This is a genomic window from Streptomyces sp. NBC_01006, from assembly GCF_045162725.1.
In the GTDB taxonomy this organism is placed as follows: Bacteria; Actinomycetota; Actinomycetes; order Streptomycetales; family Streptomycetaceae; genus Streptomyces.
Window position 1 is genome coordinate 3,718,470 of the sequence record NZ_CP108700.1, and the last position, 12,288, is coordinate 3,730,757.

The window sequence follows — 12,288 nt, forward strand, 5'->3', positions numbered from 1 at the left end:
GCTCCGCCGGTTCAACCCGGCGGAGCCCCGGGGCCTAGGGGCCCCCTACGCGAAGACGACCGTACGGGTGCCGTTCAGCAGCACGCGGTGCTCGCTGTGCCACTTCACGGCCCGCGCCAGCGCCTGGCACTCCACGTCGCGCCCGATCGCCACCAGCTGGTCCGGCGTCACCTCGTGGCCCACCCGCTCGACCTCCTGCTCGATGATCGGGCCCTCGTCCAGGTCGGCCGTCACGTAGTGCGCGGTGGCACCGATCAGCTTCACACCGCGCGCGTGCGCCTGGTGGTACGGCTTCGCACCCTTGAAGCTCGGCAGGAAGGAGTGGTGGATGTTGATGATCCGCCCGCTCAGCTCCTTGCACAGGGTGTCCGACAGCACCTGCATGTACCGGGCCAGCACCACGAGCTCGACGTTCTCGGCCCGGACCAGTGCCAGCAGCTGCGCCTCCGCGTCCGCCTTCGTCTCCTTCGTCACCGCGATGTGGTGGAAGGGGACGCCGTACGAGCGCACCAGCTCGGCGAAGTCGGTGTGGTTCGAGACCACCGCCGCGATCTCGACCGGGAGCGCTCCGATGCTGGAACGGAACAGCAGGTCGTTCAGGCAGTGCCCGAACTTCGACACCATCAGCACGATCCGCATGCGCTCGTCGGAGCGGTGCAGCTGCCAGTCCATCCGGAACGAGTCGCCGATCGCGGCGAAGCTGGCCCGCAGCTTGTCGAGCGTCACCGGAGCGTCGGCGGAGAAGTGGACCCGCATGAAGAAGAGGCCGGTGTCGTGGTCGCCGAACTGCCGGCTGTCCTCGATGTTGCATCCGGTCATGAACAGGTAACTGGACACGGCGTGCACGATGCCCTGCTTGTCCGGGCATGACAGGGTCAATACGTACTGCTGGGGGGCCTGGGCCTGCGGGTCGTCGCTCATGACCCCACAGCCTTTCACACCCCGCGGCTCACGCCGCGCGGGTCAGGATCCTCAGCACTTCCAGCGAAGTCGGCGGCTCGTCCGGTTCGTCCCCGTCCGCCGTCGCCAGCCGTACGTGCGCCTCGCGCGCGGCACGTACCGCCTCGGGCCAGGCGTGGTGCTCCAGGTAGGCGGAGACGGGGGCGTCGGGCCCGACCTGGTGCAGGATCCGCAGCACCCGCAGCACCGCGAGGTCCACGAGCGTGGCCTCCTGGGGGTCGCGGAATATCGTGCCGACGTACTTGTCGGCCGACCAGCTGTCGAGCCACGTGTCCTCGACGAGGCGGTACACGGCGTCGGTGACGTCCCCGTACCCCTCGACACCGGCGAGCCAGGTCTCCTCGTGGAAGACCGGGTCGGAAAGCATGTGAAGCGCCGAGCGCACGTTGCTGCGCCAGCGCCACCACGGCATGTCGTTCAGGGGCATGCCGCCCATGGTGGAGGAGCGGCCACCGCGGCGGGAAGAGTTCTTCGAACCTTGGGCGAATGTCACGCTTGCGATGTTACGTTCACGGCTTGCGCGATCTTGAAGCACCTGTGCGCAATCCATCCCCGGCAATTCACCTTCCCGTCACCCCGCGTTGTGTCCATCTCACTCTCCAGTTACCCCTGGGGCGGAAGCGTGCGTGGACATGACCGAATGGCGACGCACGGCTTCCCTGACCCGCACCTTGGCGGCAACGGCGATGGGCACCTGTCTCGTCGCCGGATGCGGGGTACTCCCCGGGGGCTCGGGGGGCTCCGGAAGCACCATCACGGTCATGACCTTCGCGCCACAGGACACCAAGGCGACCAATATGCCCGGAATGCCGGGAATGGCCAAGGCCTATGAGGCCTGGGTCAATTCCAAGGGCGGTATCAACGGGCACAAACTGCGCGTACTGACCTGCAACGAGAAGAACACCCCGAACGGCGCCGCCGACTGCGCCCGCAAGGCCATCGACGAGAAGGCCGTCGCGGTCGTCGGCTCGTACAGCCAGCACGGACGCGCCTTCATGGCCCCGCTGGAGGCGGAGGGCATCCCCTTCATAGGCGGGTACGGAGTCTCCTCCGAGGAGTTCCAGAGCACCCTCTCCTACCCGGTCAACGGCGGCCAGCCCGTCCTCCTCGCCGGTGCCGGACACCAGCTGGGCAAGGCGTGCAGCCAGGTGGCCATCGTCCGCCCGGACACCCTCGCGGGCGACTCCATGCCCATCCTTCTCAACGCCGGCCTGAAGCTCAACAAGGCGCCCGAGGCCAACGACATCCGGGCCGCCGAGGACTCCGCGGACTACATCGCACAGGCCCGCGAGGCCCTGGCCAACTCCTCCGGCGGCAAGGACCGGGGCTGCGTGACCGCCGTGCTCGGCGAGCGCACGGAGACGTTCTTCGACGCGTTCCGGCGCGAGGACAGCAAGCACAAGAACCCGCAGATCTCCTCGGTCCTCGGCAGCGTCAGCCAGGCCGTGGTCGACCGCACCGGCGGCAGGGAGAGCCCGTTCGAGGGCGCGTACGTCACGAGCTGGTACCCGGTGTCCACGGACGCGCTGTGGGAGCCGATGCGGAAGGTGATCTCCGACCACGCCTTCGGCAACGACGCCGTGGACCCGGACGACAGCGGGACGCAGACCACCTGGATCGCGTACACCGTCCTCAGCGAGACCCTGAAGCGGTTCAAGCCCGACGAGGACATCACGGCGCGCAAGATGTCGCGCATGCTGAACCAGGCGGAGCCGGTCAGGACCGGCGGGCTGACCCCGGACCTGAGCTGGCGCTACGGGGACATGCGCGCCGTCGCCGGCTTCCCGCGCATGGTGAACGGGCGCGTCAACTTCCAGGTCGTCCAGTCGGGCCGGCTGGTCGCCCAGCAGGGCGGCGAGCAGTCGATGGACATGACGGAGACCCTGGAGCAGGCGCCCCGCGCGGCGTGACGCCGCCGCGGAACGCCCTGCGTCCGACTACAGCTGGGACTTGTCCCGCTTGGTGAGGCCGTACTTGGCCGCGATCGCGTTCCACAGGCCCGCGGACGACTCCTTCGCCCTGGTCGCCTCGCCGCTCGCCTTGTTGCCCTCGTTGGCGTTGCCGGTGCCCTTGGCCTGCCCGTCCTTGCAGCCCTTCTTGTCGCCGGCGGTGTCGTCCGCCCAGGCCGCGTAGCTGTTGTCGGCGGCCGCGGAGGACTGCCAGGCCTTGGTGAGCGAGGCGGCCAGCTTCACGTTGTCGGGGAGCTGGTCCATCTTCAGGTCCTGGAGGCGGGTGACGAGCTCCTCGCGCTGGCGGGCGGCGTCGCGCAGGTCGGACGCCGCCTGGCCGAGGTTGCGGCAGCCCTTGATGTCGTCGACGGCGCGGATCACGGCGGCGCGGCTGTCGTTGCTGTCCGCGAGGAGCTTGTCCAGCTGGACGGCCTGGGAGCGGGCCGGATCCACGGGTGCCTCGGCGCCCGCCGCGGCCGAGCTTCCGGCGCTGGGGGTCGCGGCCGCGGCCGCGGGATCGTTGTTCTGCTTCTTGCCGTCGCTGAGCAGTGCGCCGACGCCGAGCCCGACGACGGCCAGGCCGATGACGACGGCGGCGATCACCCAGGCCGGCACCCGCCGGGTCGCCTCCGGCGGGGGCGGGGGCGGGGGCGGGGCGTACTGCGGCTGCTGCTGCGGTTGCTGGGCCTGCGGCTGGGGCGGTCCGGGCCGCTGCCCGCGCGGCGGGTACCCCCGCGGCGGCGGCTGCCGGAGCACCGGCTCCTGCACGGGCGGCAACTGCCGCGTGTGCCCGGCATCGGCGCCGCCCTCCTCGCGGAACAGCGCGTCGAACCCGTCGGTGACGGGCGGGATGTACTGCGTGGCGGCCTCATGGTGCGCGGCCCCGCCCGGTACGGGCGGAATGTACTGGGTCGCACCCTCGTCCGGCCCGGGTCCGGCCGGTACGGGCGGAATGTACTGAGTCGCACCCTCGTCCGGCCCGGGTCCGGCCGGTACGGGCGGAATGTACTGCGTGGCGGCTTCGCCATGCGCGGGCGCAGCCGGTACCGGCGGGATGTACTGGGTCGCGCCTTCGTCCTGCCCGGGCCCGGCCGGGACCGGCGGGATGTACTGGGTGACCGCCTCGGGCAGCGGCGGGTAGCCGTGCCCGTGCGGATCCCCCGGTCCCTCGTAGCCGGGTCCCACCACGTGCCCGGGCACCGCCTCGCCCGACACGGGCGGATACCCGTACGCGGGCCGGCCCGGCCCGCCCGGCTGGGCCTGGTCCGGATGCGGCTGCCCCGGCGCGGGCGGGTAGCCGTACGCCGGCGCGGGTGGCGGGGGGTAGCCGTCTGCGGGCGGCGGCGGGTAGCCGTCTGCGGGCTGCGGGTACGCCGGGTCGGGGCCCCATGGCGTACCCGCCTGCGGGCCGCCGCCCTGTCCGCTCTCCGTCACCGGGACTCCTTCGCCGACTACTCCGGTATTCCGAATCGTCGGCTCACGCTACCCGGTCACCCCCCGCCACCGGAGGTCACCTACGCCACCACCTCCAAGCGAGCGGTGAATTCGCGGGCCGCCGGCTCGTCGCGGTACGGGGCGAGCCGGCTCCGGAAGTCGTCCAGGTACTCCGCGCCCCGGTTCGAGCGGAGCCCCGACAGCAGGTCGGCCGCCTTCGCGGCCGTCTGGCACGCCTGCTCCACCTCACGCTGCTGCACCTGCGCCACCGCCAGCAGCAGCAGCCCGATCGCCCGGCGCCGCGCCTTGCCCGCCGGGAGCCCCCGCAGCGCCTCCTCCGCCTGCCGGGCCGCCGCGTCCGCCTGCCCCAGGTCCCGGTGGCAGTGCGCCAGCTCGTCCGCGAGGTACGCCGCGTCGAAGTGCCGGATCCACACCGGGTCGTCGCCCGACTCCGGCTCCGCCCGCTCCAGGGCGGTCACCGCCCGCGAGGACAGCACCGCCGTCGCCCGGGTGTCGCCCAGCAGCGCGTGCCCGCGCGCCTCGGCGGCGTAGAACATCGCCTCCACCCGCGGCGTGACCTGCCCGCGGGTCCCCTCCTGCGCGGCCCGCGCGAGCTGCGCGATCTCCCGCGGATTGCCCAGTTCCGCAGCGAGGTGGCTCATGGACGCCGCGAGCACGTAGCCCCCGTACGCCCGGTCCCCCGCCGCCTGCGCCAGTCGTAGCGCCTGGATGTAATAGCGCTGCGCCAGGCCCGGCTGGCCGGTGTCCACCGCCATGTAGCCGGCCAGCTCGGTCAGTCTCGCCACCGCCGCGAACAGCGCCCGCCCGACCGGCTCCCGGTACGAGCCGCCGATCAGCCCGGACACCACGGAGTTGAGGTAGTGCACGACGACGGGCCGCACGTGCCCGCTGCCGAAGCGGTGGTCGAGGTCCTTGAGGGCGTCGGTGGTCGCCCGTACCGCCTCCACGTCCGGCATCCCGACGCGCGAGCCGCCGCTGCGCGCCACCTGCGCGTCGGCGCCGGTGATCAGCCAGTCGCGGCTCGGCTCGACGAGCGCCGAGGCCGCCACGCTGGAGCCCGAGAGGAAGTCGCGCCGGCCGACGTCGCTCCGCCACAACTCGCTGACCTGCTCGATGGCGCCGATGACGGTCGGGGAGAACTGCAGGCCGATGCCGGAGGCGAGGTTCTTGCCGTTGGCCATGCCGATCTCGTCGATGGTGACGGTCCGGCCGAGTTTGCGCCCCAGCGCCTCGGCGATGATGCCGGGCGCCCGGCCGCGCGGCTGCTGGCCGCGCAGCCACCGGGCCACGGATGTCTTGTCGTAGCGGAGATCGAGGCCGTGTTCGGCCCCGCACATGTTGACGCGCCGGGCGAGCCCGGCGTTCGAGCACCCGGCTTCCTGGATGAGCGCCTGAAGCCGTTCATTCGGCTGGCGCGCGACGAGAGGCCTGGCTGCCATGAAAACCCCCAGTAGCCGCGGGTGATCGTTGGAATGATCACTTCCCGCCTGAGTTGCGGAGAATCATCCGCTCTGCGTCGTATCGCTACCCAACTGCGGCGCCTCGACCTCCTACGCGCCCCCATGCGTGCTCCAGTGCGCCCCGTATGCAGGATCGATGCTCCGCCCACCGGCCGGTTTACGCCCGTAACCCCGAGTGACGCCGGGAGTTGTGATGGGCGTGGAAGAGACCATCGGAGTCACGGAGACCGCACCCATCCCCAAGCAGCGCGGCGAGCAGCTGCTGGACCATGCCGTGCGGTACGCGGAAGAACGGCACTGGGACGTCTTCGCCGGCACCTGGCTGGAGTCCGCGGACGGGCGGGAGGTGTGCTCCTGCGGGGCACAGGACTGCCCGGCGCCCGGCGCGCACCCCACGGTGAAGGACTGGGCGGCGCTGGCCACGGGCAGCGCGGTACAGGTGCGGCGGATCTGGGCGAAGCGGCCCGAGGCCTCGATCCTGCTGCCGACGGGCCGGACGTTCGACGCGCTGGACGTGCCGGACTCGGCCGGGTTCCTGGCGCTGGCGCGCCTGGAGCGGATGGAGCGCACCCTGGGACCGGTCGCCCTGACGCCCGACCACCGGATGCTGTTCTTCGTCCTGCCGGGCGCCGGGGCGAAGGTGCCGGACCTGGTGCACAAGCTCGGCTGGTCGCCGGCCTCGATCGATCTGGCCGCGCGGGGCGAGGGCGAGTACGTGGCCGCCCCGCCCACCCGCTTCGGCGGCCGGGGCTCGGTCCAGTGGGCGCGTCGGCCCACCCCCGCCAACCGGTGGCTGCCGGACACGGAGGAGCTGATCGCGGCGCTGGCGTACGCCTGCGGGCGCGAGGCGGCGGCGGACCGGGACCGGCGGGGCGCCTGACCGACATCCCCGGGATCGCAGGTCAGGGCCGGGACGTTCATGCCCGGAAACTCATGACATAAGTAACTGCCCAGCCTCTCCCCGCCCTCCTATCGTGAGGAGGGCAAGACCACGGGGACAGGACGAGAGGCAGGCGCACATGCCGGACCAGGCAGTTGCGACGGGTGGGGCGGACGGACCGGGCGGCGCGCGATCCGCGCCGGCCGCCGGACGGGCGGCGGTACGGGTCGAAGGCCTGTGGAAGCGCTTCGGCGACCAGGTCGCGGTCGCGGGGATCGATCTGGAGCTGCCCGCCGGCCAGTTCATCGGCCTGGTCGGGCCGAACGGCGCGGGCAAGACGACGACGCTGTCGATGGTGACCGGGCTGCTGCGCCCGGACATGGGGCGGGTCCTCGTCGCCGGGCACGACGTGTGGAGCGACCCGGTCGAGGTGAAGTCGCGGATCGGCGTGCTGCCGGAGGGCCTGCGGCTCTTCGAGCGGCTGTCGGGCCGCGAGCTGCTCGGCTACATGGGCCGGCTGCGGGGGCTGCCGGGCGATGAGACGGACAAGCGGGCCACGCAGCTGCTGGACGTCCTGGACCTCGCGGGCTCGCAGCACAAGCTGGTCGTGGACTACTCGACGGGCATGCGGAAGAAGATCGGCCTGGCCGCCGCCCTGCTGCACAACCCCGAAGTCCTCTTCCTGGACGAGCCGTTCGAGGGTGTGGACCCGGTGTCGGCGCAGACCATCCGCGGGGTGCTGGAGCGGTACACCTCTTCGGGCGCCACGGTCGTCTTCTCCTCCCACGTGATGGAGCTGGTCGAGTCGCTGTGCGACTGGGTGGCCGTGATGGCCGCCGGCCGGATCCGCGCCGCGGGCCCGCTGGCCGACGTACGGGGCGACGCGCCCTCGCTGCAGGCCGCGTTCCTGGAGCTGGTCGGTGCGGGCGGGCGCGACGCGGGCGACTCCCTGGACTGGCTCGGCGGGCAGGCGGCCCGATGAGCGCCGCATCCGCCTCCGCCTCCGCCCCGGCGGACGGGCACGCCCCGGCAGCGGCCCCGGCCGCCGCTCCCGCGGTCGACCTGACCTCGGTCTTCGTCCGCCTCAAGCTCTCGCTGATCCGCAACGGGCTCAAGGGCTCGTCGAAGCGCAAGGCCGCGTACTTCACCTCGCTGGCGCTGTCGCTGGCGGTGGCCTGCCTCGCGATGATCGGCCTGGCCGTGCTGCACGGGAACGCGCACGCGGGCACGGTCGTCGTGCTGCTCGCGGCGATCCTGGCGCTGGGCTGGACGTTCATGCCGCTGTTCTTCCCCAGCGGGGACGAGACCCTCGACCCGAGCCGGCTGGTCATGCTGCCGCTGCGGCCGCGGCCGCTCGTACGGGCCCTGCTGGCCTCCTCGCTGGTCGGCATCGGCCCGCTGTTCACGGTCTGCCTGGCGGTGGGCTCGGTGGTGGCCGTCGCGCGGGGCGCGGCGGGCATCGTGGCGGCCGTGGCGGCCGTGCCGCTGCTGGTGCTGGGCTGCGTCGCGCTGGCCCGCGCGGTGGCCACGGCCAACGTCCGGCTGCTGACCAGCCGCAAGGGGCGCGACCTCGCACTGCTCAGCGGTCTGCTGATCGCGATCGGCGCGCAGCTGGCGAACTTCGCCAGCCAGCGCCTGTTCCAGTCGGGCGGGCTGGCGCAGCTGGAGCCGGCCGAGGCCGTGGTGCGGTGGCTGCCGCCCGCGACGGCCGTCGGCATGGTGGACTCGGCGAGCAAGGGCGCGTACGGGGTGGCCGCGGGCCAGCTGGCCCTGACCGTCCTCGCGCTGGTCCTGCTGCTGCGGTTCTGGGAGCGGAGCCTGACCACGCTGATGGTCACCCCGGACGGGTCGACGATCGCGGCGGCGAAGCCGGCGGGGAAGCGGGAGTCCGCGTCGGGCGCCGGTGCCTGGGCGTTCCTGCCGGGCGGGCGGACGGGCGCGGTCATGCAGCGCACGCTGCGGTACGTGGTGCGCGACCCGAAGACGAAGTCGGCGTGGGTGACGGCCCTGGCGGTCGGCGTGATCGTGCCGGTCTTCAACGCCCTCCAGGGCACGGGCTCGCTGTACCTGGCCTGCTTCGGCGCGGGCATGCTCGGCATGCAGATGTACAACCAGTTCGGGCAGGACACCTCGGCGTTCTGGATGGTCGCGCAGACCATCTCGACCCCGCGGGAGGCGTTCGAGGAGCTGCGGGCCCGCGCGTACGCCCTGGCCCTGGTGACCGTCCCCTACACGGTCGTTCTCATGGCGGTCACGGCGGCACTCGTGCACGACTGGAGCGGCTTCCCGGCGGCTCTCGGGGTGGCTCTGGGGCTGCTCGGCTCGATGCTGTGCACGGGCGCGCTGGCCTCGGTCCGGTTCCCGTACTCGATCCCGACGGACGGCGCGTTCAAGAACGTGGTGCCGGGTCAGGCCGGGCTCGCCTGGGCGGGCATCTTCGGCGGCATGCTCGCGTCGGCGGTGATCTGCTCGCCGGTGATCGCGCTGACGGTCTTCCTCAACGTGACGGACCAGCAGTCCCTGACCTGGATCCTGCTGCCGCTGGGCGCGGCCTGGGGCACGTTCGCGGCGTGGGCGGGCCTGCGCCTGGCGGCGCCGACGGTGGCCAGGACCCTTCCGGAGATCCTGCTGGCGGTCAGCAAGGGCTGAGCGGCGTGGGCTGAGCGGCGGGCGTGCGTGATCCGCGTACGGGAGGGGGTGACGGGCTGCTGCCCGCCACTCCCTCCCGCGTTATTCAGCGGGCGGCGCTCCTGATCCGGTCCAGGAAGGGTTCCAGGGCGGCGCGCCAGGCGGCCGGCTGGTCGTAGTGGAGGTAGTGGCCGGCGTCGGGGATCTCGGCGTACTGGCCCGCCGGGAGGACGCGGACCATCTCCTGGGCCTCGGCGCGGCCCAGTTCGCCGTCGAGGCCGCGGACGACCAGGGTCGGGCAGCGGACCTGGGCCAGCTCCTCCCAGTGCGCGTCGTGGACCCAGGTCTCGCGGGCGGTCAGCATCTGGCGGCGGGAGAACAGGGGGCGCCAGCCGTCGGGGGCCTGGTGCATCACCTCGGCGAAGAAGGAGCCGCGGCCGGGGTCGGGGCGTTCCACCCGGGGGTCGTCCTCGCCGAACCAGCGGCGGGCGGCGTCCTGGGTGGGGAAGGGGAGGGGCCAGCGGCGGAACCATTCCTCCCATTCCTGCTGGGAGGCCTCGCCGAGGGCGGAGGCGCGCATATCGCAGATGACCAGGGCCTCGACCAGGTCGGGGCGGCGGGCGGCGAGCTGCCAGCCGGTGAGGGCGCCCATGGAGTGGCCGATCAGCGTCACGGGGCCCAGGCCGAGCTGCTCGATGACGGCCTCGGCATCGGCCACGAAGGCGTCGCGCCCCAGGGGGGTCGAGGCGCCCGGGCCGGCGGCGGGGCGCTCGCTCTGGCCGTGGCCGCGCTGGTCGAGGGCGACGACGCGGCGGTGCTCGGAGAGCCAGCGGGCGGTGCCCGCCCAGTGGAAGGCGCGGCCCATCAGACCGTGGAGTAACAGCACCCGGGGCACGTCGGGATCCGGGGGCGCGGTGGGGGGCGATTCCCGGAACTCCCAGGCGGCCAGGCGCACACCGTCGGCCCCTGTCACATCGATGCGCTGTACCACGGCAGATGCACCCCCTTCGCTCGCGGTCAGACTATCGAACCCGTATTCGAAAACGGGGTTCTCGTCTTCAACACCGCTCTTTCGAGTGACCTTGCTCAAGGATTGGCCCCCGCCGCCGATGGAGATCCTTTCAACAGGGAGGCGGGCCGCTCGGGGAAGACGGTCCGAGGGGATGACCTTGAGAGCTCGGGGCTCCAGGTCAGCAAAGGGGAGGATCGGTCCCGGCGCCGCAAGGCGCCGGGACCGCCCACTTCCACCCCCGTCTACCACCGACAGTGCCGCGTGACGGCCTGCGCGCAGGCCGTCAGCGCTTGGCCACGAACACGTGCGAGGCGATCTCCGTATCCAGCTCGGCGGCCTCGCCACCGCTGCCGACCAGCACCCCGCCCGGCGACTCGGTCACGCTGACCACCGAGCCGGGCTGCACGCCCGCCCGCCGCAGCGTGTACATCAGCTGGGCGTCCGTCTGGATCGGCTCCCCGATCCGGCGCACGACCACCGTCTTGCCGTCCGCACCCGGGTCCAGCTCCGACAGGCTGACCATGCCGTCCTCCAGGAACGGGTCCGCCTCGGCCTTCTCGCCCAGCTCCTCCAGCCCCGGGATCGGGTTCCCGTACGGCGACTCCGTCGGGTGGCGCAGCAGCTCCAGCACCCGCCGCTCCACCGCTTCGCTCATCACGTGCTCCCAGCGGCAGGCCTCGGCGTGCACCTGCTCCCACTCCAGGCCGATGACGTCGACGAGGAGGCATTCCGCGAGCCGGTGCTTGCGCATCACGCGCGTCGCCAGCCGCCGCCCCTCCTCCGTCAGCTCCAGGTGGCGGTCGCTCGCCACGGCCACCAGGCCGTCGCGCTCCATGCGCGCCACGGTCTGGCTCACCGTCGGACCGCTCTGGTCGAGCCGCTCGGCGATGCGGGCGCGCATGGGGACCACGCCTTCCTCTTCCAGCTCGAGGATGGTGCGGAGATACATCTCCGTGGTATCGATCAGTCCGGACATTCGTGCCCCTCGGATATCGTGCGCTGGCCCTGGACCCAATTCTGACGCATCGCGCCGACAACCGTCCCGTGCCGGACGTCAAGCCCGCCCAGGACATCCCCGGGCGGCCCGGCCCCAGGATTGACGTTCGTATTGACACGCCCTTGGTCCAGACCGCACGGTGAGCGGCGGACACGGACGAACCCCACCTCTGGAAGGGCCATCGGCGTATGAGCGAGAGCAAGCTGGCCGGTCAGTTCCTCGACGCCGCGATCGGACTCCTGGAGCGGGTGCGGGACGAGGAGGCCGCGCACATCGCCGAGGCCGGCGCCGTCATCGCCGAGGCCGTCGCCGCCGGGAACCGGCTCTTCGCCTTCGGCGCCGGACACTCCTCGCTTCCGGCGCAGGACGTGGTCTACCGGGCCGGCGGGCTCGCGCTGGTGAACTTCCTCGCCGTCCCCGGCACCGTAGGGATCGACGTCATGCCGGCCACCCTGGGCAGCGCCCTGGAGCGCGTCGACGGCCTCGCCGGCGCCGTCCTCGACAGCAGCCCGGCCACCGAAGGCGACGTGCTCGTGATCATCTCCCTCTCCGGGCGCAACGCGCTGCCGGTCGAGATGGCCATGAACGCCCGCGCCATCGGCCTCAAGGTGATCGGCGTGACCTCCGTGGCGTACGCGACGGGGACCAAGTCGCGGCACGTCTCCGGCACCTTCCTCAAGGACCACTGCGACATCGTCCTCGACAGCAAGATCGCGGTCGGCGACGCCGAGCTGAGCCTCGACGGCATCGACGCGCCGTTCGCGCCCGCCTCCACCGTCGTGACCAGCGCGATCATGCAGGCCGTGATGGCGGCGGCGGCCGGCGAGCTCGCCGCCCGCGGCATGGAGCCCCCGCTGCTGCGCTCGGGCAACGTGGACGGCGGCCACGAATGGAACGGCCGCGTCCTCAAGGAGTACGGCGACCGGATCTTCTTCCGCCACTGAGCG

11 protein-coding genes are annotated in these 12,288 nt (G+C 72.4%); 5 read left to right on the forward strand and 6 right to left on the reverse strand.

The features are described 5' to 3' along the window. Positions 1-45 precede the first annotated feature (45 nt). Positions 46-921: a formyltetrahydrofolate deformylase gene (gene purU, locus OG509_RS16830; protein ID WP_030156837.1), complete on the reverse strand. Its 876-nt coding sequence runs from the start codon at positions 919-921 to the stop codon at positions 46-48. A 28-nt stretch (positions 922-949) separates the two neighbouring features. Further along, the gene (locus OG509_RS16835) at positions 950-1,396 is read right to left on the reverse strand and encodes a hypothetical protein (RefSeq protein ID WP_406187604.1); all 447 of its coding nucleotides are present in this window, start codon (positions 1,394-1,396) and stop codon (positions 950-952) included. A gap of 196 nt (positions 1,397-1,592) precedes the next feature. On the opposite strand from OG509_RS16835, the gene OG509_RS16840 reads away from it, so the two are divergent. Further along, on the forward strand, positions 1,593-2,870 hold the full coding sequence (locus tag OG509_RS16840; protein ID WP_406183365.1) for an ABC transporter substrate-binding protein: 1,278 nt from the start codon (positions 1,593-1,595) through the stop codon (positions 2,868-2,870). Between the two features lie 27 nt (positions 2,871-2,897). Here OG509_RS16840 and OG509_RS16845 read toward each other — a convergent pair whose 3' ends face one another. Continuing rightward, positions 2,898-4,343: a hypothetical protein gene (locus OG509_RS16845; protein WP_406183366.1), complete on the reverse strand. Its 1,446-nt coding sequence runs from the start codon at positions 4,341-4,343 to the stop codon at positions 2,898-2,900. An 80-nt stretch (positions 4,344-4,423) separates the two neighbouring features. Continuing rightward, entirely contained in the window at positions 4,424-5,803 is a 1,380-nt protein-coding gene (locus tag OG509_RS16850; protein WP_403729087.1) for a transcriptional regulator, read from the reverse strand. Positions 5,804-6,023: 220 nt separating this feature from the next. Between OG509_RS16850 and OG509_RS16855 the strand changes: the two genes are divergently transcribed. The 3 genes from OG509_RS16855 to OG509_RS16865 all read left to right on the forward strand — a co-directional run bounded on the left by OG509_RS16855 (position 6,024) and on the right by OG509_RS16865 (position 9,353). Further along, positions 6,024-6,704: a bifunctional DNA primase/polymerase gene (locus OG509_RS16855; protein ID WP_406183367.1), complete on the forward strand. Its 681-nt coding sequence runs from the start codon at positions 6,024-6,026 to the stop codon at positions 6,702-6,704. Positions 6,705-6,843: 139 nt separating this feature from the next. Then, positions 6,844-7,686 carry an ABC transporter ATP-binding protein gene (locus tag OG509_RS16860; RefSeq protein ID WP_406183368.1) on the forward strand — a complete coding sequence of 281 codons (843 nt, stop codon included), beginning with the start codon at positions 6,844-6,846 and terminating at the stop codon, positions 7,684-7,686. After that, positions 7,683-9,353 (forward strand): transporter, encoded by a 1,671-nt coding sequence (locus OG509_RS16865; protein WP_406183369.1) that lies wholly within the window; start codon positions 7,683-7,685, stop codon positions 9,351-9,353. The genes OG509_RS16860 and OG509_RS16865 overlap by 4 nt, the downstream gene beginning before the upstream one ends. Before the next feature lie 85 nt (positions 9,354-9,438). Here OG509_RS16865 and OG509_RS16870 read toward each other — a convergent pair whose 3' ends face one another. After that, a complete protein-coding gene (locus OG509_RS16870) occupies positions 9,439-10,323 on the reverse strand; it encodes an alpha/beta fold hydrolase (RefSeq protein WP_406183370.1) in 885 nt (294 codons plus the stop codon). Between the two features lie 304 nt (positions 10,324-10,627). Beyond that, positions 10,628-11,320: a metal-dependent transcriptional regulator gene (locus tag OG509_RS16875; protein WP_406183371.1), complete on the reverse strand. Its 693-nt coding sequence runs from the start codon at positions 11,318-11,320 to the stop codon at positions 10,628-10,630. Positions 11,321-11,529: 209 nt separating this feature from the next. Between OG509_RS16875 and OG509_RS16880 the strand changes: the two genes are divergently transcribed. Continuing rightward, positions 11,530-12,285, forward strand: a complete 756-nt coding sequence (locus OG509_RS16880; protein WP_406183372.1) for an SIS domain-containing protein — start codon at positions 11,530-11,532, stop codon at positions 12,283-12,285. Positions 12,286-12,288 lie beyond the last annotated feature (3 nt).

Bases quoted from the DNA above. Each gene is read 5' to 3' on its own strand.
- purU (WP_030156837.1), bottom strand. From the start codon at position 921: ATGAGCGACGACCCGCAGGCCCAGGCCCCCCAGCAGTACGTATTGACC.
- OG509_RS16835 (WP_406187604.1), bottom strand. From the start codon at position 1,396: ATGGGCGGCATGCCCCTGAACGACATGCCGTGGTGGCGCTGGCGCAGC.
- OG509_RS16840 (WP_406183365.1), top strand. From the start codon at position 1,593: ATGACCGAATGGCGACGCACGGCTTCCCTGACCCGCACCTTGGCGGCA.
- OG509_RS16850 (WP_403729087.1), bottom strand. From the start codon at position 5,803: ATGGCAGCCAGGCCTCTCGTCGCGCGCCAGCCGAATGAACGGCTTCAG.
- OG509_RS16860 (WP_406183368.1), top strand. From the start codon at position 6,844: ATGCCGGACCAGGCAGTTGCGACGGGTGGGGCGGACGGACCGGGCGGC.
- OG509_RS16865 (WP_406183369.1), top strand. From the start codon at position 7,683: ATGAGCGCCGCATCCGCCTCCGCCTCCGCCCCGGCGGACGGGCACGCC.
- OG509_RS16875 (WP_406183371.1), bottom strand. From the start codon at position 11,320: ATGTCCGGACTGATCGATACCACGGAGATGTATCTCCGCACCATCCTC.
- OG509_RS16880 (WP_406183372.1), top strand. From the start codon at position 11,530: ATGAGCGAGAGCAAGCTGGCCGGTCAGTTCCTCGACGCCGCGATCGGA.